Source organism: Pseudarthrobacter sp. S3, from assembly GCF_050156905.1.
Classification (GTDB): domain Bacteria; phylum Actinomycetota; class Actinomycetes; order Actinomycetales; family Micrococcaceae; genus Arthrobacter.
This window is the reverse complement of record NZ_CP189583.1, coordinates 902,924-924,816: the sequence shown is the minus strand read 5'-3', so window position 1 is coordinate 924,816 and position 21,893 is coordinate 902,924. Positions and strand designations below refer to the sequence as shown.

General features: G+C 60.7%; 12 protein-coding genes, 3 rRNA genes and 2 pseudogenes. 10 read left to right on the top strand and 7 right to left on the bottom strand.

Annotated features, from left to right (window positions below; genetic code table 11):
- The 9 genes and pseudogenes from ACQCSV_RS04535 to ACQCSV_RS04495 all read left to right on the top strand — a co-directional run.
- Positions 1–1,122, top strand: a pseudogene (locus ACQCSV_RS04535) (alpha-amylase family glycosyl hydrolase); the annotation flags it as partial.
- A 116-nt stretch (positions 1,123–1,238) separates the two neighbouring features.
- Entirely contained in the window at positions 1,239–2,030 is a 792-nt protein-coding gene (locus ACQCSV_RS04530) for a hypothetical protein (RefSeq protein WP_426939205.1), read from the top strand.
- Positions 2,031–2,093: 63 nt separating this feature from the next.
- Entirely contained in the window at positions 2,094–3,308 is a 1,215-nt protein-coding gene (locus ACQCSV_RS04525; protein WP_426938917.1) for a tyrosine-type recombinase/integrase, read from the top strand.
- Positions 3,309–3,523: 215 nt separating this feature from the next.
- Entirely contained in the window at positions 3,524–4,264 is a 741-nt protein-coding gene (locus tag ACQCSV_RS04520; RefSeq protein ID WP_426938916.1) for a tyrosine-type recombinase/integrase, read from the top strand.
- Positions 4,261–4,707, top strand: coding sequence for a site-specific integrase (locus ACQCSV_RS04515; protein ID WP_426939204.1), 447 nt, complete (start codon positions 4,261–4,263; stop codon positions 4,705–4,707). The genes ACQCSV_RS04520 and ACQCSV_RS04515 overlap by 4 nt, the downstream gene beginning before the upstream one ends.
- A complete protein-coding gene (locus ACQCSV_RS04510; RefSeq protein WP_426939203.1) occupies positions 4,629–5,300 on the top strand; it encodes a tyrosine-type recombinase/integrase in 672 nt (223 codons plus the stop codon). Before ACQCSV_RS04515 ends, ACQCSV_RS04510 begins: the two co-directional genes overlap by 79 nt.
- Before the next feature lie 249 nt (positions 5,301–5,549).
- The gene (locus ACQCSV_RS04505; RefSeq protein WP_426939202.1) at positions 5,550–5,951 is read left to right on the top strand and encodes a hypothetical protein; all 402 of its coding nucleotides are present in this window, start codon (positions 5,550–5,552) and stop codon (positions 5,949–5,951) included.
- A gap of 16 nt (positions 5,952–5,967) precedes the next feature.
- A pseudogene (locus tag ACQCSV_RS04500) lies at positions 5,968–6,552 on the top strand (alpha-amylase); the annotation flags it as partial.
- Positions 6,552–7,598: a LacI family DNA-binding transcriptional regulator gene (locus ACQCSV_RS04495; protein ID WP_426939201.1), complete on the top strand. Its 1,047-nt coding sequence runs from the start codon at positions 6,552–6,554 to the stop codon at positions 7,596–7,598. The pseudogene ACQCSV_RS04500 and the gene ACQCSV_RS04495, both read left to right, overlap by 1 nt.
- Positions 7,599–7,646: 48 nt before the next feature.
- On the opposite strand, the gene ACQCSV_RS04490 is transcribed toward ACQCSV_RS04495, so the two are convergent.
- From ACQCSV_RS04490 to ACQCSV_RS04475, 4 genes are all read right to left on the bottom strand, one after another.
- Positions 7,647–8,144, bottom strand: a complete 498-nt coding sequence (locus ACQCSV_RS04490; protein WP_354155831.1) for an SRPBCC domain-containing protein — start codon at positions 8,142–8,144, stop codon at positions 7,647–7,649.
- Between the two features lie 107 nt (positions 8,145–8,251).
- A 5S ribosomal RNA gene (gene rrf / locus ACQCSV_RS04485) occupies positions 8,252–8,368 on the bottom strand.
- Between the two features lie 237 nt (positions 8,369–8,605).
- A 23S ribosomal RNA gene (locus ACQCSV_RS04480) occupies positions 8,606–11,753 on the bottom strand.
- 548 nt (positions 11,754–12,301) lie between these two features.
- Positions 12,302–13,824 (bottom strand): 16S ribosomal RNA (locus ACQCSV_RS04475).
- Together the 16S, 23S and 5S rRNA genes form the textbook arrangement of a ribosomal RNA operon.
- Positions 13,825–13,887: 63 nt before the next feature.
- Between ACQCSV_RS04475 and ACQCSV_RS04470 the strand changes: the two genes are divergently transcribed.
- Positions 13,888–14,154: a hypothetical protein gene (locus ACQCSV_RS04470; protein WP_426939200.1), complete on the top strand. Its 267-nt coding sequence runs from the start codon at positions 13,888–13,890 to the stop codon at positions 14,152–14,154.
- A gap of 169 nt (positions 14,155–14,323) precedes the next feature.
- On the opposite strand, the gene ACQCSV_RS04465 is transcribed toward ACQCSV_RS04470, so the two are convergent.
- From ACQCSV_RS04465 to ACQCSV_RS04455, 3 genes are read right to left on the bottom strand one after another with little or no spacing between them, the layout of a single operon-like run.
- Positions 14,324–18,004, bottom strand: coding sequence for a 1,4-alpha-glucan branching enzyme (locus tag ACQCSV_RS04465; RefSeq protein ID WP_426939199.1), 3,681 nt, complete (start codon positions 18,002–18,004; stop codon positions 14,324–14,326).
- A 1-nt stretch (position 18,005) separates the two neighbouring features.
- The gene (gene treS, locus ACQCSV_RS04460; protein ID WP_354154623.1) at positions 18,006–19,802 is read right to left on the bottom strand and encodes a maltose alpha-D-glucosyltransferase; all 1,797 of its coding nucleotides are present in this window, start codon (positions 19,800–19,802) and stop codon (positions 18,006–18,008) included.
- A complete protein-coding gene (locus ACQCSV_RS04455) occupies positions 19,799–21,880 on the bottom strand; it encodes an alpha-1,4-glucan--maltose-1-phosphate maltosyltransferase (RefSeq protein ID WP_354154624.1) in 2,082 nt (693 codons plus the stop codon). The genes treS and ACQCSV_RS04455 overlap by 4 nt, the downstream gene beginning before the upstream one ends.
- Positions 21,881–21,893 lie beyond the last annotated feature (13 nt).

Here is a 21,893-nt window from a genome sequence, read left to right as displayed (position 1 = left end):
ATGGGCCGGCTGTCCCTTATCCACGATTCCGACAATGCCCCCGGTTGGTGGCGCTCCGCCGTCATCTACCAGGTGTACCCGCGGTCATTCCGCGACCTCAACGGCGATGGAATCGGCGATCTCGCCGGGATTACTGTGGAACTTCCGCAGCTGGCCGAGCTCGACGTGGACGCCGTGTGGCTGTCACCTTTCTACAAATCGCCGCAGCGCGATGCCGGCTACGATGTCAGCGACTATTGCGACGTGGATCCGATTTTCGGCACCCTGGGCGACTTTGACGTCATGATTGCCGAGGCCAACCGCTTGGGTCTTCGGGTCATCGTGGACCTGGTTCCCAACCACTGCTCGGACCAGCACGTGGCTTTCCAGGCAGCCCTAGCCTCCAGTGCAGGGACCCCGGAACGCGACATGTTCATCTTCCGGGACGGAGGGGGGCCCGAAGGCCACGAACCGCCCAATAACTGGCAGTCCCACTTCGGCGGCCCCGCCTGGACCCGGGTAACCGGTCCTGACGGCCGGCCGGACCAGTGGTACCTGCACCTGTTCGATTCCTCCCAGCCTGACTTCAACTGGGACAATCCGGCCGTGCACGCCGAATTTGAGCGGGTGCTCCGTTTCTGGCTGGACCGCGGCGTCTCCGGCTTCCGGGTGGACGTCGCCCACGCCTTGGTCAAAGCCCCGGGGCTGCCCGCCTGGGGCGGCCGGGCCGACGGCGGAAGCTCGGACGGCTTCCCCGGCCATGAGGCTCCGATGTTCGGCCAGCCGGCCCTTCATGACATCTTCCGGGCATGGCGCCTCATCCTGGACGGCTACGGCCCGGACCGCATACTGTGCGCGGAAGCCAACGTGGATCCGCTTCCGCGCCTCGCCGAATGGGTCCGGTCCGATGAAATGCACCAGGCCTTCAACTTTCCTTACCTGCACGCCGGACTGGATGTTTACCGGCTGCGCAGTGTTATCACGGACTCACTGACCGCCCTGGACGCCGTGGGAGCCCCCAGTACATGGGTGCTATCCAACCACGATGTGGTCCGCCATTCCAGCCGCTTTGGCTACAACGGATCCGGTCCGCGTGATGGTGACGGTATTGGTCCGGCGGATCCTCAGCCGGATACAACCCTGCGACCAGACTCATCAATAGTGCTCGCGAGATGGGGTGCGTGCCTCATTTGAGAAACGCTCGCGTAAATCACGGGCCGCCACGGGCACGGCGGTGACGATGAGGGATGGGCCTGTCGATGGGTACGCGTAGGGAAATCACGAAGCAGTACGCACGCGATTATGCGAAAGGAGCCAAGAAGGCCAAGGGGGCGGTGCTCGATGAGCTGGTGGCCGTCACCGGCTGGTCAAGGGCCAATGCCCGTCGGGCGCTGTCCACGGCCCGTAAGCGTAAGGGTCCTGCGAAGGCTGTTGTGCGGAAGCCGCGGGGACGTACTTACGGCTACGGCACCCTCAAGGTCCTGATCGAGGTGTGGCGGTTCGCGGGGATGCCGTCGGGTAAGTACCTGGCCGCCACCATGGACCTGTGGCTGCCCAAGCTTGAGGCCTTCGGGGAACTGGACAAGGACAGGCTGACCCCTGAGGTGAGGGCGCAGCTGCTGAAGGTCTCCGGTGCCACCATCGACCGGCTGCTCAAACCGACCAAGGACGCCGGCAGGCCTAAAGGCCTGTCCGCGACCAAGGCCGGGCCCCTGCTGCGCAACTCAATCACGGTCCGCAAGGCCGGGGATGAACACGAACAGGCTCCCGGTTTCATCGAAGCCGACATGGTCGTCCACTGCGGCCCCACCCTGGCCGGGGAATTCGCCAGGACCCTCACCGCCACGGACGTGTTCACCGGCTGGACCGAGAACGTCGCGGTCCGCAACGGCGCGCACAAATGGGTGCTGGAGGCAATGGATGAGGTCGTGGCACGGCTGCCGTTCCCCATGGTCGGGTTGGATACCGATTATGCCGAGGAAAACGCTAAGCCGAGGAACTGTGTTGTGGGCCGTGCTACTCGGGGAATCGGGATTCTTTCTTCGGCTTAGTGCTGGGGACTCATTGCGGGGTTACCGTCGTCGTATCCATAGACCCGGTGAAAGGGGAATGTCATGGATACGAAGGTCAGAGAGATTGGCGAGCGGGTTGTTGCTGCGTTGGAAGCCGACGGCCATGCGAAGCTAACGATTGTCCAGTACCGCAACGCAATTCGGTGGTTGGAAATACTCGCTCAAGATCGTGGTGAAGAATATTCGCCTGCGTTAGGTGCCGACTTTGCCGTGATGACTGCAGACCCACGCACTGGAAAGGTATTCAGTCCGAGGCCGCGTGCGGACTTTGCCCGCTTGGCTGGAGTCTTCGACTCCTACGTGTTCACCGGGCAGGTGGACCTTTCGGCGAAAAGGCACGGCGGTGGTCGGGTTGTTCCGCAGTCAAAGGATTTCACCGTGCTCTTGGCTGCGTGGTCGGCGGAGATGGAGCAGCGCGGTCTGGCAGTGGCCACCCAGAGCGCTTACAGTCGTGCCGCGTGCGATTACCTCCTCTATTTGGAGGCCAACGGAATCATGTCCCTTCAGGAGGCCGACGGGGCCAGTGTATTTGGGTTCCTGGAATCATTGAGCGATCGCTGGGCGAAAACTGCGTTGTGGTCTGCGGTCACGAGTTTCCGTCCGTTCCTGAACTTCACCCAACGTGTCGACCTGCTCAATGCACTGAAAATGGCCGGGGTGAAACGTCACCACGGCATCGTTCCCTTGCTGGGCAACGACGAAGAAGAAATTGTTGTTCAAGCCTGCATGAATGGGCAAGTTTCCGCACGTGACGCAGCGATCACACTGCTGGCGCTGGTGACCGGCCTGAGGGCGTGTGATCTTGTTTCCCTGCGTTTGCAGGACATCGACTGGCGAGGGCGGACGGTCGGGATCGTCCAACAGAAGACCAGCAATCCGCTGACAATGCCGTTGCCTCCTGCGATCGCGGGGAAACTTGCAGAGTACGTCCTTGGTGAGCGGCCGAACGTTGTGGACGAGCACGTGTTTTTGCGTGTGGTGGCGCCCCATACTGAACTGGCGGGCCACGCGGCGATTTATCGAGTGACCGCGCGGGTGTTCAAAACAGCAGGGTTGGAACGTACAAGGGTGGGGACAAGGTTGCTACGCCACAATGCGGCCTCCAAGCTCCTGCGTGCAGGGACACCGCTGCCAACGATATCGGCGGTTTTGGGCCATTCAAGCCCTGATTCCACCGACGTCTATTTGAGTACTGACACCGAGCATATGCGCGCGTGCGTGCTCCCGCTCCCGATCCGGCAAGGAGTCATCCGGTGAACGGGCCCAGGTTCACCAGTGTGTTCGCGCCCGATCTTGAACGTTTCCTTGGCTTCAAGGAAAGCATGGGCATTCATTGCGCATCCCGGCTGTGGTATTTGAAGAATTTCGATCGCTACTGCACAGACCACGGCCTGCAGAATTTTGACCGGTCCGCCCTTGAAGGATGGGTCACCTCAAGGCTTTCGGGCCGGCCGAATTCCTGCCGGTCGTGGATGTCATACATCAGAGACTTCGGGCGCTGGGAGCGCATCAACGGCAACGAGAATGCGTACGTGTTATCGGATCAGTGGAAGAGCAAACGCATCCGCATCCAGCCGTATCTGTTCTCGCACGAAGAAGTCAGCAGGTTCTTCGATGCCGCGGCACGGTTGGAAAGCATCTCGCCATGGAAGTGGCAGGGGCTCGCGTTCTTCGCCCTCATGCATTCGTGCGGGCTGCGCACCTGCGAGGTGCGCCGCCTGGCAGTAAACGATGTGAACCTTGATGAAAGGTTCATCGACGTGCGCTGGTCCAAGGGCAACCGCAGCCGCCAGCTTCCGATCACCGATCAGGTCGTTGGCATCCTGGCTGAATGCGATCGGGCGTTGGAGCGGACCCTGGGCAAAAAACGAGCCGCATTCTTCGCTTCCTCCACCGGCAACCCGGTAGACCCGGTATCCGTTGGGGTGATGTTCACCAGGATCTGGGACCAGGCCCGGCTGCCGCGGCCCCTTGAAGGGAAGCAACCGAGGCCCTATGACCTGAGACATCACTATGCCTATGCCAACATCGAGCGGTGGATGGCCGAAGGCGTTGACGTCAATGCCATGCTGCCCTACCTGGCCCGGTACATGGGCCACGCGTCGCTAGACAGCACCTATTACTACATCCATACATCCGCGGATTTCATGGGCGGCTACGCCGACATCGTCCGTGAAGGCCAGAAGATACTGCCTGAGGTGGGATTCGAATGAAACGAGACACCAGCAGCGATACCCCGAACTTCTGGGGATACGCGCGTAACTATTTGCACGAATACATGCCCAAAGTCAGGGACCTGTCCCCAAAAACCATCGAAGCCTACCGGATCTCATTGGAGTGCTTCGTGGACTACCTCGTCACCGAGCAGCATATCCAGCACGAGGACATCGGCTTTGACCACTTCGAACGACGCTTCCTCAAGGGCTGGCTGATCTGGATGCGGGAGAGCAAAAACTATCAGCCAAAAACCCTGGGTCTGCGTCTGACCGCGATCAGGGCGTTCCTGCGCTACGCCTCCCAAGAGGACCTTCGGTTGGTGGCGTTGCATGATGCGGCCAAGACACTCAAGCCCCAGCCGTGGCGAAGAAGCCCATCGAATACTTGGAGCAGCACGAAACCGCGGCGATCCTTGCGGCCTTCACCGGCGCAAGCGTGAAGTCGCGGCGCAACCGCATGCTCCTGATACTCCTCTACGAGTCCGCGGCACGCGTCAGTGAAATCACCGGTCTGACCCTCGGGGACCTGCAGCTGGCACGGTCGGCGCACCTGACGCTGACCGGTAAAGGGAACAAGAGCCGCGTCGTCCCCCTGGGCGATAAAACGGTCGAGCACCTGCAGGTCTATCTGGAGGAGTTTCATTCCCGGCGGGCGAGCCTGCCGGCCACGCGCCCGCTGTTCAACAGCACCCATTTCGGGGAACCTACCAGGCTCTCGGAAGACAGTGTCTCGGCGATCCTCAAGAAGGCCGGGGAAATCGCGCGGGGATCCTGTCCGTCAATTCCGGACAAGCTAAATTGCCACATGCTGCGCAAGACCAAGGCCATGGACCTCTACAAGCAAGGGATTCCGCTGCCGATCATCATGCAACTGCTCGGACACGAAAGCATGAGCACCACCTCGGCCTTCTACGCCTTTGCCACCCTGGACATGATGACGAAAGCCATGAACGCCGCAACCCCCGGAATCAGCCACGCTGACACCGAATGGCTCAGCGAAGAAAGACTACAAATCCTCTACACGCTCCGGTAACCTCAAAAATGCTAAGCCGAAGAAAGAATCCCGATTCCCCGAGTAGCACGGCCCACAACACAGTTCCTCGGCTTAGCGTTTTCCTCGGCATAATCCGCGTTAAGCCGAATTCGGCTTAACGCGGATAACGGAGGAGAGTTCATCAACTACGCCCTGATCAAATGGGTCGATGACAAGGACATCTACTTCACCCGGTCCCGGCCGTACAAGTCCAACGACAACGCCCACGTCGAGCAGAAAAACGGCGACGTGGTCCGCCGGCACGCCTTCCACTACCGCTACGATACCGCCGCGGAGCTGAAGCTGCTCAACGCCCTCTACGCCCTCGTGCGGGTACGGCTGAACCTCTTCACCGCCACCACGAAAGCGGTCGGCTGGCGCTCCAATAAGCACGGGAAGAAGGCCCGCATCTATGACAAACCGCGTACCCCGTACCAACGCGTGATCGATTCCGGGATCCTGACCGGAGCTAAAGCCGCGGAACTCGCCGAGCTGATGGAGATCACCAACCCGGCCGACCTCACCCGCGGCATCACCAAGATCCAGACCCAGCTGATCGCACTCGCCGCAGCGAAAACACGGGCACTGGAAGCATCATCCACGCGAGCACAATTAGATGAGGCAAGCAAGACACTTTCGCGTGCATCTTGACATGAGTCGTTTCGCCCTGGGCCGCCGTCGAGCAGCCGCCGCCTCATTGTTTATGCTGGGACTGCCCGGCGCCGCCTATCTCTATCAGGGTGAGGAGCTCGGGCTCCCGGACGGCATCGATATTCCGGAGCACCTGCGGCAGGATCCCACGTTTGCCCGCACCGGAGGCGCCCGGCTGGGCCGCGACGGCTGCCGGGTTCCCCTCCCGTGGCGAACTGCAGAACGGCACCTGGGCTTTGGCTCCGGCGAGGATCCTTGGCTTCCCTTGCCGGCGAGCTTCGCGGAACTGGCACGGGACGCGCAAGCCGCATCGCCGGCGTCGCACCTTTCCCTTTACAGGAACATGCTGGCCCTGCGCCGTGAGCTGGGTTTGGGCAGGGGATCACTGGCATGGGCCGAGGACTGGTGCAGCGGTTCGTCCCTGGCATACCTCAACGGCGATACGCTGGTGCTCATGAACCTCAACCACGAACCCTTGGAAATGCCGGCCGGCAGCGTCCTCGTCCGCAGCTCTGACTCTGGCTCCGAGCCGGGTGCAGCGCGCTTCCTGGCTTCCGGCGAGACCGCATGGCTGCGGATTGGCGGGGGCGACGCAGCATAGTGGGACTTGCGGGCATCAAGGATGTTGCCGACCGCGCCGGGCTGTCAATCGCTACAGTGTCTCGGGCACTGAGCGGCAAAGCCAATGTGTCCGCCAAGAGCCGGCAGCTGGCAAAGGCAGCGGCGGACGAACTGGGCTTCGTCCCGTCATACCATGCGTCCAGCCTAGCTTCAGGGCGTAACCACAACGTGGGGCTGGTGGTCCCGTCCATCCACCGCTGGTACTTTTCGTCGGTGCTGGAAGGCGTGTCCGGCACTTTGCTCGATGCCGGCTATGACCTCACCCTGTACAACATGGGTGACCGGCCGGAACGCCGCCGCAGCGTCCTCAGCGACTTCCTGCTCCGGAAGCGGCTAGACGCAGTCATCACGGTAGCGCTCGTCCTCAGCGACGCCGAAATCAAGCAGCTGCTGGCATTCCGCCGTCCAATTGTAGGCATCGGCGGCGCCCTGGCCGGCGCCTCCACCATCAGGATTGACGACGCCCGCCTTGCCCGGACCGCCACCGAACACCTCCTCGGGCTGGGCCACACCCGAATCGCACACATCACCGGCAGTGCCGAACTGAACCAGGACTTCAAACTGCCAGGGATACGACGGGACGGCTTCGAGACAGCAATGCAAGCCGCGGGGCATGCTGTCCGCCCCGAGTGGGTAGTGTCCGCGGGCTTCACCATCCAGGGCGCCTACGCGAGTGCCCGAAAGCTCCTGGCTTCCGCGGCCGGGCGGCCCACTGCAATTTTTGCGGCATCCGATGAGATGGCCATCGGCGCCATCCTCGCCGCCCGCGACTTCGGCCTGCGTGTACCGGAGGAGCTCTCCGTGATCGGCATGGACGGGCATGAACTCGGTGAGGTCTTTGGGCTGACCACCATCAACCAGGATGCGCGCGGCCAGGGCGCCCTGGCGGCCCGTATGCTGCTGGAAACGCTCGACGCCGGCGCAAAGCAGCATGCCACGGGCGTACCACCGTCGCCGGCGGCGACTGACCTGGAGTATCCCACAGAGTTCCTGATCCGGAACAGCACGGCCGTACCACCGGCCTGATGCTGCATCGCAGATCTGTTCTGAGCTCGCTCTGTTCTGGGGCGACCGTCAGGCCTGTGACTCCCCGCCCATAAACCTTACGAAACGGTCCAACACCTTCGGCCAGCCTGCAGCATAGGACGCGCGCGTAGCGGCAGGAACCTCCGCACCTTCCCAGCCATTGTGGACCAGACGCAGCTCCGTCCCGGATTCCACCGCCCTGAACGCGACGCGCAGCTCTGTGGACCAAATAGCAGTAGTCCCCGGATGCCAGGACGCATGGAAGGAAAGCGGCGGCTGCCAGTCATCTATGGAGCCCCAGACCGCGCTCCTGCCGTCGTCAGCTGTTTCAACGATGAGGTTCTCTTCAAACTCGACGTAGGATCCTGCCCCGTACACACCATGTGAATCGAGTGGCCACCACAGGTGCGTGTGATCCGTGAAGCCGGCGAACGTCTGGGCCACCGGCCCCGGCACCGTGACCGTGCAGATGACGGCTTCCAGGCTCTCTGCGGTCTCAACAGAGACAGGTAGGGCATCATCCGCGTGGCTGAAAAGGTTATCCATGGACGTCCACTCTACGCGGATCCACCGGGTGGTTTTTGGTGTTGGGTGGTTAACGTGGGAGAACCCCCCCAACCTGGTGGTTGGGGGGTTCTCGACCTGTAATGATGTTCCGGCGGTGACCTACTCTCCCACACCCTCCCGGGTGCAGTACCATCGGCGCTGTGGGTCTTAGCTTCCGGGTTCGGAATGGGACCGGGCGTTTCCCCCACGCTATGACCGCCGTAACCCTTTTACCCGTCACACCCCGAGGGGGTGTGTGGGAAATCAGTGGTTACAACATGCTTTGCTGCAACTTTTGGTTGCAGGTGTGGTGTTGTTATTATGTTGTGTTTTTTGTTCCCTGCAACGAACCCGTGTCGGGTTTGTTGTTTGGGAACCACATAGTGGACGCAAGCAGTCTTGTTATCTTCGTACCAGTGCTTGGTGTGAACGTCTTTTGAATGCCGTTCACGCATTGGTGTGTGGTGTAAGTTATCGGCCTATTAGTACCGGTCAGCTTCACGAGTCGTTAGTCCTCGCTTCCACATCCGGCCTATCAACCCAGTGGTCTGGCTGGGGGCCTCTCACACACAAGGTGTATGGAAATCTCATCTCGAAGCGAGCTTCCCGCTTAGATGCTTTCAGCGGTTATCCCATCCGAACGTAGCTAATCAGCGGTGCACTTGGCAGTACAACTGACACACCAGAGGTTCGTCCGTCCCGGTCCTCTCGTACTAAGGACAGCCCTTCTCAAATTTCCTGCGCGCGCAGCGGATAGGGACCGAACTGTCTCACGACGTTCTAAACCCAGCTCGCGTACCGCTTTAATGGGCGAACAGCCCAACCCTTGGGACCTACTCCAGCCCCAGGATGCGACGAGCCGACATCGAGGTGCCAAACCATGCCGTCGATATGGACTCTTGGGCAAGATCAGCCTGTTATCCCCGAGGTACCTTTTATCCGTTGAGCGACGGCCATTCCACAATGTACCGCCGGATCACTAGTCCCGACTTTCGTCCCTGCTCGAGATGTCTCTCTCACAGTCAAGCTCCCTTGTGCACTTACACTCGACACCTGATTGCCAACCAGGCTGAGGGAACCTTTGGGCGCCTCCGTTACTTTTTAGGAGGCAACCGCCCCAGTTAAACTACCCATCAGGCACTGTCCCTGACCCGGATTACGGGCCGAAGTTAGATGTCCAAAGTGACCAGAGTGGTATTTCAACGATGACTCCACCCGAACTGGCGTCCGGGCTTCAACGTCTCCCACCTATCCTACACAAGCCACTCCGAACACCAATACCAAACTATAGTAAAGGTCTCGGGGTCTTTCCGTCCTGCTGCGCGTAACGAGCATCTTTACTCGTACTGCAATTTCGCCGAGTTTATGGTTGAGACAGCGGGGAAGTCGTTACTCCATTCGTGCAGGTCGGAACTTACCCGACAAGGAATTTCGCTACCTTAGGATGGTTATAGTTACCACCGCCGTTTACTGGGGCTTGAATTCTCAGCTTCGCCGTGAGGCTAACCGGTCCTCTTAACCTTCCAGCACCGGGCAGGAGTCAGTCCGTATACATCGTCTTGCGACTTCGCACGGACCTGTGTTTTTAGTAAACAGTCGCTTCCCCCTGGTCTCTGCGGCCCCGATCCCCTCCCACCAGCATGTGGTGTTCAAGGTTGGGGCCCCCCTTCTCCCGAAGTTACGGGGGCATTTTGCCGAGTTCCTTAACCATAATTCTCTCGATCGCCTTAGTATTCTCTACCTGATCACCTGTGTCGGTTTGGGGTACGGGCGGCTAAAACCTCGCGTCGATGCTTTTCTCGGCAGCATAGGATCACCAAATCCCCCCGTGAGGGGGTCCCATCAGATCTCAGGCATCATGAACAGCGGATTTGCCTACCGTTCGCCCTACATCCTTAGACCGGGACAACCATCGCCCGGCTTGGCTACCTTCCTGCGTCACACCTGTTAATACGCTTGCCTCCCAGGATCAGGTCCCGCGCTCCACCAAAACCCACATCACCCCAAAAGGGTGGGCGGGCAGGTATCGGGCGGTTAGTATCCCCTGTTCAACATGGACGGTTTTTCGCCGGTACGGGAATATCAACCCGTTGTCCATCGACTACGCCTGTCGGCCTCGCCTTAGGTCCCGACTTACCCAGGGCAGATTAGCTTGACCCTGGAACCCTTGATCATTCGGCGGACGGGTTTCTCACCCGTCTTTCGCTACTCATGCCTGCATTCTCACTCGTGTAGGCTCCACCGCTGGTTTACACCGCGACTTCACTGCCCACACGACGCTCCCCTACCACTCCAGACGCCTGAACCAACCCACAAGGGGCGGCTTAGCTAATATCTGAAATCCACAACTTCGGCGGTGTACTTGAGCCCCGCTACATTGTCGGCGCGGAATCACTTGACCAGTGAGCTATTACGCACTCTTTTAAGGATGGCTGCTTCTAAGCCAACCTCCTGGTTGTCTTCGCAACTCCACATCCTTTCCCACTTAGCACACGCTTAGGGGCCTTAGTTGGTGGTCTGGGCTGTTTCCCTCTCGACTATGAAGCTTATCCCCCACAGTCTCACTGCTGCGCTCTCACTTACCGGCATTCGGAGTTTGGCTGACGTCAGTAACCTTGTAGGGCCCATTAGCCATCCAGTAGCTCTACCTCCAGCAAGAAACACGCAACGCTGCACCTAAATGCATTTCGGGGAGAACCAGCTATCACGAAGTTTGATTGGCCTTTCACCCCTACCCACAGCTCATCCCCTCCATTTTCAACTGAAGTGGGTTCGGTCCTCCACGACGTCTTACCGTCGCTTCAACCTGGCCATGGGTAGATCACTTCGCTTCGGGTCTAGATCACGCCACTGCAACGCCCTATTCAGACTCGCTTTCGCTACGGCTTCCCCACACGGGTTAACCTCGCGACGTAACACTAACTCGCAGGCTCATTCTTCAAAAGGCACGCCGTCACACCCATACAGACAAGCTGCAGATGCTCCGACGGATTGTAAGCACACGGTTTCAGGTACTGTTTCACTCCCCTCCCGGGGTACTTTTCACCTTTCCCTCACGGTACTGGTCCGCTATCGGTCATTAGGGAGTATTTAGGCTTATCAGGTGGTCCTGACAGATTCACACGGGATTTCTCGGGCCCCGTGCTACTTGGGATACTCTCCAGGCGGCACAAAACATTTCGGTTACGGGGCTCACACCCTCTCTGGCCGGCCTTTCAAGACCGTTCACCTATGCCTGCACATCACACCTCACCAGTCCGGCAGAACTGATACGGAAAGTCCCACAACCCCGCCCATGCAACGCCCGCCGGCTATCACACATGGAACGGTTTAGCCTGATCCGCGTTCGCTCGCCACTACTAACGGAATCACTATTGTTTTCTCTTCCTGCGGGTACTGAGATGTTTCACTTCCCCGCGTTCCCTCCACACACCCTATGTGTTCAGATGCGGGTCACCAGGCAGATCGCTCCCCTGGCGGGGTTTCCCCATTCGGAGACCCTGGGATCAAAGTCCGGTTATCGACTCCCCCAGGCTTATCGCAGATTCCTACGTCCTTCTTCGGCTCCTAATGCCAAGGCATCCACCGTGTGCTCTTAAAAACTTGACCACAAAAGATCAAAACGCTAATTTTCGAGAGAACCACGAAAACCACCCGGACACCACCACCACAACCCCAAAAGGCCACAGCAACAGACGCCCGGACAGATCCAGGTTCATATATTCTTGGAAATTGCTTCTTATAAAAGATGCTCGCGTCCACTATGTAGTTCTCAAACAACAACCCCAAACCACACACCCCACACACAACCCCAAAAGGTCAACCGTGCGATCGATGCAGCCAGGAAACCAGAAACAAACAAACCCGACAAAACACACCACAACCCAAAAGGCCGCAGCACATCCCACCGGCCCTGTTGCCTCAGGACCCAACAGTGTGCCAAACACTAAACCACCCACCCCCAACCCACACCGTTCCAGGACACCCTCAAGAGGACATCCGTACTAGGCAAGGAAAGAAACAAGCAGCCGCTATCCGTTGATATTCCACCCTTGAGCACCCGCCGCAGAACAATCGTCTGCGCAACGGGCATATACTCCTGACAACCCCACCACACGGACAGTACATCCGGCGCGGTGGCTGTAGGTGCTCCTTAGAAAGGAGGTGATCCAGCCGCACCTTCCGGTACGGCTACCTTGTTACGACTTAGTCCCAATCGCCAGTCCCACCTTCGACAGCTCCCTCCCACAAGGGGTTAGGCCACCGGCTTCGGGTGTTACCAACTTTCGTGACTTGACGGGCGGTGTGTACAAGGCCCGGGAACGTATTCACCGCAGCGTTGCTGATCTGCGATTACTAGCGACTCCGACTTCATGGGGTCGAGTTGCAGACCCCAATCCGAACTGAGACCGGCTTTTTGGGATTAGCTCCACCTCACAGTATCGCAACCCTTTGTACCGGCCATTGTAGCATGCGTGAAGCCCAAGACATAAGGGGCATGATGATTTGACGTCGTCCCCACCTTCCTCCGAGTTGACCCCGGCAGTCTCCTATGAGTCCCCGCCATAACGCGCTGGCAACATAGAACGAGGGTTGCGCTCGTTGCGGGACTTAACCCAACATCTCACGACACGAGCTGACGACAACCATGCACCACCTGTAAACCGACCGCAAGCGGGGCACCTGTTTCCAGGTATTACCGGTTCATGTCAAGCCTTGGTAAGGTTCTTCGCGTTGCATCGAATTAATCCGCATGCTCCGCCGCTTGTGCGGGCCCCCGTCAATTCCTTTGAGTTTTAGCCTTGCGGCCGTACTCCCCAGGCGGGGCACTTAATGCGTTAGCTACGGCGCGGAAAACGTGGAATGTCCCCCACACCTAGTGCCCAACGTTTACGGCATGGACTACCAGGGTATCTAATCCTGTTCGCTCCCCATGCTTTCGCTCCTCAGCGTCAGTTAATGCCCAGAGACCTGCCTTCGCCATCGGTGTTCCTCCTGATATCTGCGCATTTCACCGCTACACCAGGAATTCCAGTCTCCCCTACATCACTCTAGTCTGCCCGTACCCACCGCAGATCCGGAGTTGAGCCCCGGACTTTCACGGCAGACGCGACAAACCGCCTACGAGCTCTTTACGCCCAATAATTCCGGATAACGCTTGCGCCCTACGTATTACCGCGGCTGCTGGCACGTAGTTAGCCGGCGCTTCTTCTGCAGGTACCGTCACTTTCGCTTCTTCCCTACTGAAAGAGGTTTACAACCCGAAGGCCGTCATCCCTCACGCGGCGTCGCTGCATCAGGCTTTCGCCCATTGTGCAATATTCCCCACTGCTGCCTCCCGTAGGAGTCTGGGCCGTGTCTCAGTCCCAGTGTGGCCGGTCACCCTCTCAGGCCGGCTACCCGTCGTCGCCTTGGTGAGCCATTACCTCACCAACAAGCTGATAGGCCGCGAGTCCATCCAAAACCACAATAAAGCTTTCCACCCCCACCATGCGATGAGGAGTCATATCCGGTATTAGACCCAGTTTCCCAGGCTTATCCCAGAGTTAAGGGCAGGTTACTCACGTGTTACTCACCCGTTCGCCACTAATCCCCCCACAAGTGAGGTTCATCGTTCGACTTGCATGTGTTAAACACGCCGCCAGCGTTCATCCTGAGCCAGGATCAAACTCTCCGTTGAAGTAAAACAAAAACGAACACAACCAACACCCCCGGAAATAACGGAAGAAGAAAGCTGCAAAATTTGAAACCAGCTGTAAAAACCAAACCCAATCCACGGGGTGGACAGGCCTGGCCAAAACAACCAATCAATAAAACAATTGGTATCAACAAACTTGGCACACTATTGAGTTCTCAAACAACAGACACACCCGGCACCACCACAACCAATCAAACGGCCGTGGATCGCTCCGGAGCAACTTTTCAAGCTTACCGGCTGCTCTCCAACTTGTCAAACCGGCGTCCGCGACTTCGTCAGCTTGAAGCTTTCGTGTCGGTTTTTTCGGTCTGACTCTGTGGAGCAGCGCGGAAATAAACTATACCACCACTTTGCCCTGATGACCAACCAGGCCCCGATGGTGTCCCTGCGGCACTACCCCGTGGGCAGCAAAAAGCCCGGAATCTCAAGGAATTCCGGGCCTTTCGCGCCGCGCTTAAGAGAGCGGGCTCACACGAATCGGTCAGCCCGCCGCCAAAGGAACGGGCTTGAAGTACGCGGCCCCCAGGGGCGGCAGCGTCACGGTAAGCGTTGCCGGCTGGCCATCGAGCCCTTCGTCCAGGGCAACCAGCTCAACGCTATTCAAAACACCCGAACCGCCATAGGCCGCGGCGTCGGTGTTCAGCACTTCGGTCCAGGCCCCGGCAGCGGGAACGCCGAGGGCATAGCCCACATGCGGACCGCCGGAGAAGTTGATGGCGCACACCAACGGATTGCCCTCCTTGTCCCAGCGGATAAACGTCAGGACATTGCGGTCGGCATCCCCACCGTTGATCCACTGGAAACCGCCCGGCTCATTGTCACGGGAGTAGAGGGCCGGCGTCGAGCTGTAGATCTCGTTGAGATCCTTGGTGAGGAGCTGCATTCCGCGGTGCGCCGGAATCTCTGCCAGGTACCAGTCCAGCCCATGCTGCTCGGACCATTCAGCCTCCTGGCCGAACTCGGTGCCCATAAAAATGAGCTGTTTGCCCGGGTGAGCCCACTGGTATGCAAAGAAGGCGCGCAGGTTAGCCAACTGCTGCCACCGGTCCCCCGGCATCTTTCGGAGCATGGAGCCCTTGCCATGCACTACTTCGTCGTGGCTGATGGGAAGCAGAAAGTTCTCGGTGAACGCGTAGACCATGGAGAACGTCACCGTGCCGTGGTGCCACTTCCGGTTGACGGGGTCCTCGGAGGCGTACTTGAGCGAGTCGTGCATCCAGCCCATGTTCCACTTGAGCCCGAAGCCCAGGCCACCTTGGCTTGTCGGGGCGGTGACGCCGGGGAAAGCTGTGGACTCTTCAGCGATCATCACCGCGCCGGGGTGCGTCTTGTACACAGTGGCGTTGACCTCCTGGAGGAACGAAATGGCCTCCAGGTTTTCGCGTCCGCCAAAGCGGTTGGGCGACCACTGCCCCTCTTCGCGTGAGTAGTCGAGGTACAGCATCGAGGCCACAGCATCCACCCGGAGTCCGTCGATATGGAACTCATCAAGCCAGTACAGCGCGTTGGACACCAGGAAATTCCGCACCTCGGTGCGGCCAAAGTCGAAAATCAGCGTTCCCCAGTCTGGGTGCTCGCCCAAGTTCGGGTCGGCGTGTTCGTACAGGGGTTCGCCGTCGAACTGGGCCAGCGCCCAGGCATCCTTGGGGAAGTGCGCCGGGACCCAGTCGAGCAGCACGCCGATTCCGGCCTGGTGCAGGGAGTCCACCAGGAACCGGAATTCATCCGGATGGCCAAAGCGCGAGGTCGGCGCAAAGTAGGACGTCACCTGGTAGCCCCAGGAGCCGCCGAAGGGATGCTCGGCCACGGGCATGAACTCAACGTGCGTGAAGCCCAGCCATTTGACGTAGTCCACCAACTCCTTGGCGAGCTCACGGTAGCCCAGGCCAAGGCGCCAGGATCCGAGGTGGACTTCGTAGGCGCTCATCGGCGAATTGTGCGGGTCACGCTGCGCGCGTGCCTCCATCCATTCTGCATCCTTGAACGCGTACGACTGCTCCACCACTCTGGAGGCTGTCAGCGGCGGGACCTCGGTACCGAAGGCCAGGGGATCGGCCTTTTCGACCCAGTAGCCGGCCTTGGTCTTGATCTCGAACTTGTAGCACGCCCCTGCTAAAACACCCGGCAGGAAGACTTCCCACACGCCGGAGGATCCCAGCGAGCGGAGTGAGTTCTGCCGGCCGTCCCAGGCGTTGAAGTCGCCCTTGACGCGGACTGCTTGCGCGTTCGGCGCCCACACGGCAAAAGAGACGCCGTCAACATCGCCCAGTGAGGACTTATAGTGCTGAACGTGCGCGCCCAGGACTTCCCAGAGCTTCTCGTGCCGGCCCTCGCCGATCAGGTGCAGGTCCACTTCACCCACTGTGGGCAGGTAGCGGTACGGCTCATCCACAGTTAGCGGCGCGGCACCAGGATAGGTGACCTCCAGCCGGTAGTCGGGCACGTGGCCGGCCTGCAGCGGCTCCAGGACCGCCACCCAAACGCCATTATCCTCGTGGGTCATGGGCACCGCACCCACGGCAGTCACCACGCTTACTGCCTCCGCGAGGTGCTTGACGGTCCGGACAGTCACATGGCCGTGGTCGTCCAGGTGGGCACCCAGCACCGAGTGCGGGGCGTGATGTTCGCCGTTCGCCACGCGGACCAAGGTTTCCGGGTCCACGTGTAGGGGCACACGGGGCCGGTCTGTAGGTGCTGAGCCTGTCATTTTGATACCTTCCGATGCTGCCCGGGCCTGATCGCCGGAGCCTTTAACGCTGAGGAGCCGCCTGGAGGCATTCGTTGGAATGGCCAGCCAGTCAGGTCTGTTCCGCAATTCATAAACGACTTCGTAAAGGGCCTTGTCCAGCCACAATGCCACAAAGAGCGGTGAAGTCCGGTCGATGGTGCCGGGTGTAACTGCGGCGTAGCCGGCAAGGAACGCGTCCGCGCAATCATCGACCCAAGACGCCGGAACACGGGCACCCTGATATTCGCGTTCAGCAGCGCCTGCCGCGTAGTCGAAGGAGCGCAGCATTCCGACTACGTCCCGGAGGGGAACATCGGGGAAGTTGCGTTCTGCGATGGGCCGGAGTGGCTCACCTTCAAAATCAAGGATGGCCCACCGGCCGGGCTGGCCGCCGTGACCGGGGACCTGCAGGATCTGGCCAAGGTGGAGATCGCCGTGGATCCGCTGCAGCGGCCCTGCCGGAACGCCGTCGAGCTCGCCAAGCAAAGCCCCCAAGGCGTCGTCGTAAGGCCCGACGGCGGCGCCGGCTTCCGTCCATGCCTGCCGGACCCGCTGGGCTACTCCGGGCGCAATGTGCTGACCCGGGGCCGGTTCAACCGCTGTGCCGAGCGCTTCCGCCAGCCGGAGGTGGACCGTGGCCGTGGCAGCGCCCAGGGCATGCGCCTCGGCGGTGAAATCGGCGCCGGTGCGCGCGGCATCCACGGCAAGGCGCCAGGCATCGCGGCCGCCGGCGAGGAATTCGTGGGCTACGGCAAGCTCGCCCTGCGATGGCGCCTGTGCCGGTAGCCCCGATGACGCCGGCGCCTGCCATTCCCCGCGGACCCACCCCAGGGTGGCCGGAACCTCGGAGGTGCCCTCGGCGGTCAGTGCCGCGCCAACCTCGACCTCAGGGTTAACCCCTTCAGAGAGGACGCGGAAGAATTTCACGATAGCCGCTGACTCGCCGTCGTCAACAATGACCGAGCTGTTGGACTGCTCGCCGGAGAGGACTTTGACCATTCCGTGGGCGGTGGGCAGCCGGTGCTCCGACCGGGTGCGGTGGCCTGTCGCCGAGCCTGTGCTCGAGCTTGCTTCAGACCGGATCAGCTCCAGCCAGGAGGACACGAAGGAAGGATCGTGCACGGCGTCGTAGATCCACGCCATGCCGGCCTCGGGAGCTTGGCCGACCAGTGCCCGCTCCGCTCCGGCAAGCGGACTTGCCCGGTAACTCAGCGGGACCTGGACCACCTCAGTCCGGAGTCCGCCGTCGGGCGTCCTTGAGGAAACAGCCAGCAGGAATATCTCGAGCCGGGCCTGCCCGGCGGCATCCTCAAGGCTCAGGCTGCCTGCCTGTTCCAGCGAAAATTCGGCTGTCTTCATTGGGAACCAGCGCTGGCGCGGAAGCCAATCGCGGAGGACGGCGCTCAGTGGGGCCGTGAGAGTGGGCTGGGCCATGTCAGTTCTCGATGGACAGGATAGGCAGTGCCTGCGTGTACGGGGAGGCCGGGTTGGACGTCGCAGAGCGGATCCGCAGCCAGAAGAAATCATGGCTTCCCAGGGTCAGCGTCAATGATCCGTCGTCGTCGATCCCGGGGAACGGTTGCCCCCCGAACACATCGCGCAGTCCGCGGCCGGCAAACTGCGGAATCCGCAGTTTTGCCGCGACGGGGTGCTGCGAAAGGTTGAAGGCGCACAGAATAGTTTCGCCGGGCAGCCCCGCAGTGTTGTCATCCGAAAGTTCCCGGAGGTATGCCACCACGGCGTCGTGGTCCGCTTCGACATGTTTGAACGCACCAAGCCCGAAGACCGGGTGGTTCTTGCGGACGCTGAGGATCTGCCGGGTCCAGCGGAGCAGCGAGCCGGAGTGGGCGGCCTCGGCTTCCACATTGGCCATGTTGTAGTTGTACACCAGTGACTGGATGACCGGCAGGTAGAGCTTGCCGGGATCAGCGTTGGAGAATCCAGCGTTCCGGTCCGGATTCCACTGCATGGGAGTGCGTACGGCGTCGCGGTCGTCGAGCCAGATGTTGTCCCCCATGCCGATCTCGTCCCCGTAGTACAGGAACGGGCTGCCAGGCAGCGACAGCAGCAGGGCATTGATCAGTTCGATCTCGGCCCGGGAATTATCCAGCAGCGGTGCAAGGCGCCGCCGGATCCCGATGTTGGCGCGCATCCGGGGGTCCGGCGCGTACCAGCCCAGCATCGCCGCGCGCTCGTCGGGAGTGACCATCTCCAGCGTCAGTTCATCGTGGTTGCGCAGGAAGGTTCCCCACTGCGCCCCTTCCGGGATCTCCGGAGTGTCATGCATGGTCTCGATGATCGGAGCGGCCTTCTGGTCGCGCAGGGCGTAGTAAAGGCGCGGCATGATGGGGAAGTGGAAGGCCATGTGGCACTCGGGCTCTTCTGCTGTTCCGAAGTACTCCACCACCTCGTTGGGCGGCTGGTTGGCCTCGGCGATGATGACGCGGCCCGGGTAGCCTTCATCCACCATGGCCCGCAGCTTGCGCAGGAAGTCATGGGTGGCCGGCAGGTTTTCGCAGTTGGTCCCCTCCTCCTCGAAGAGGTACGGGATGGCGTCCGCCCGGAAACCGTCGATCCCCTGGTCCAACCAGAAACGGACCACGTCAAAGAGCGCTTCGATCACCTTGGGGTTTTCAAAGTTCAGGTCAGGCTGGTGGCTGAAGAAGCGGTGCCAGAAGAACTGCCTGCGGATGGGGTCGAACGTCCAGTTGGACTCCTCCGTGTCCACGAAGATGATGCGGGCATCCTGGTACTTCTCGTCCGTATCGCTCCACACGTAAAAGTCGCCGAAGGGGCCGTCCGGGTCCTTGCGCGATTCCTGGAACCAGGGGTGCTGGTCCGAGGTGTGGTTCAGCGGCAGGTCAATGATGACCCGGACGCCGCGGGCATGGGACTCCGCCACCAGCCGCTTGAAGTCGCTGATGGTGCCGAATTCATCCAGGACGGAATTGTAGTCCGAGATGTCATAGCCGCCGTCACGCAGCGGCGACTGGAAGAATGGTGGAAGCCACAGGCAATCGATGCCGAGCCACTGCAGGTAGTCCAGCCGGTCGATCAGGCCGGTGAAGTCGCCCGAACCGTCGCCGTTCGCATCCGCGAAGGCCCGGACCAGCACTTCATAGAAGACGGCCTTACGATACCAGAGCGGATCGTGGGCCAGGCCCGGCGCATGTAGCTCAAATGTGCTCTTGGGGGTGAAATGCTGGCTGGAACTCTGCGGGTTAAAGCTCACTGATGAATTCTCCTCACGCTCAGGATGTGTGCGGGTTCAACGTGCGCATCCAGGCGGACGTAGTTGTATTCGCCCCATTCCCAGGATTCTCCGGAAATGAGGTCCTCCACCCAGAACCCGCCGTTGGGGGACAGGTCCTCGGGGTCAAGTTCAAGGGCAGCCAGGTCCAGGGAAATGGTGCTCTCCCTGGTGCCGTGCGGATCGACGTTGACCACCACAATGATGGTGTCCTTGGTGCCGTCCGGCAGGGTCTTGTGTTTGGAATACACCACCGTGGCGTCGTCGGTGCTTTGGTGGACCGTGAGGTTCTGCAGGTCCAACAGCGCCGGGTGGCTGTGCCTGATGGCGTTGAGCCTGGTCAGATACGGCGCCAGGGTCCGGCCTGAGGCTGCGGCAGCGTCCCAGTCACGGGCCTTGTATTCAAATTTCTCGTTGTCGATATACTCTTCCGCACCGGGGCGGGCAACATGCTCATAGAGCTCGTAGCCGGCGTAAACGCCCCACAGCGGGCTGGCGGTGGCGGCCAATGCGGCGCGGATCTTGAACGCCGCCGGACCGCCGAACTGCAGGTATTCCGTGAGGATGTCCGGCGTGTTGACAAAGAAGTTGGGCCGGAAATACGCCGGCGAGTCGTGGCTGACCTCCGCGAAATAGGTTTCCAATTCCTTCTTGGTGTTCCGCCACGTGAAGTAGGTGTATGACTGCTGGAAGCCCGCACGGCCCAGGGCGTGCATCATCGCAGGGCGCGTAAACGCTTCCGCGAGGAACACCACGCCGGGAGTCTTTTTGTTGACCTGGCCAATGAGCCATTCCCAGAACCACACCGGTTTGGTGTGCGGATTATCCACCCGGAAGATCTTCACGCCATGGCTGACCCACAGCAACACGACCCGCAGGATTTCCTTCGCAAGCCCTTCCGGATCATTGTCGAAATTGAGCGGGAAAATATCCTGGTATTTCTTGGGCGGGTTTTCCGCATACGCGATGCTCCCGTCAACCCGGGTGGTAAACCATTCCGGGTTGGATAGTACCCAGGGGTGGTCGGGCGCTGCCTGCAGCGCCAGATCAAGCGCGACTTCCAGGCCCAGTTCCTTAGCGCGGGCAACAAAGGCGTCAAAGTCCTCGAACGAGCCCAACTCCGGGTGGATGGCGTCGTGGCCACCCTCCTTGGCGCCGATCGCCCACGGCGAGCCGGGATCGTGCGGGCCGGCGATCAGGGTGTTGTTGGGGCCCTTGCGGTGCTGGATGCCGATGGGGTGGATGGGCGGCATGTAGAGCACGTCGAAGCCCATTTCCGCCACCGCGTCCAGCCGCTTCGCTGCAGTCCTGAAATTCCCGGACGTCCAGGCCCCCGTAGCGGAGTCCCTGACGGCGCCCTCGGACCGGGGAAAGAACTCGTACCAGGCACCGCGGCCTGCGAGATCGCGCTCCACCAGCAGCGGGAACTGTTCGGAAACGGTGACCAGCTCCCGGATCGGCTGGCGTTCCACTACGCCGGCGACGTCGGCGCCGAAGCCGGCTGCCAGACGTTCCTCATCGGTGAGGGCTCCGTTGGCCAGGATGGAAGACGCTATGCGCAGGGTGCGCCGGTCCGACGCATTACGGGAGGCGTCGGCCGCCGCTTCTGAGAGCAGCGCCGAACCTTCGGCGAGCATTAGCTCCACGTCGATGCCTGCCGCCACCTTGACCTCGGCGTTGTGGTGCCAGGTTCCGTAGCGGTCGTGCCACGCCTCAATGAGAAAGGTCCAGTTTCCAACGGCCGACGGCGTGAGGATGCCCTCCCAGCGGTCCGTACCAAGGCCGCGTTCCCCTTTGGGCGGTGCCAGCCTGACGCGCTGGCGTTCCTTCCCCCGGGGATCCAGGAGGACCGCGCTGACACCCAGCTGGTCATGACCCTCGCGGAACGCGGTGGCGCCCACCACAATTCCCTCCCCCGGCAAAGCCTTGGCAGGATACTTTCCACCCTCCACCGCAGGCTGCACGGCGGTGATCGGAAAACGGCCAAATCTAAGCCCGTCGGTAATTTTGCCTTTCGGCTTTTTCTTCAAGGCGGCAGGGGTTGCTGAGTTAGTCGTCACAGCCTCGACGTTA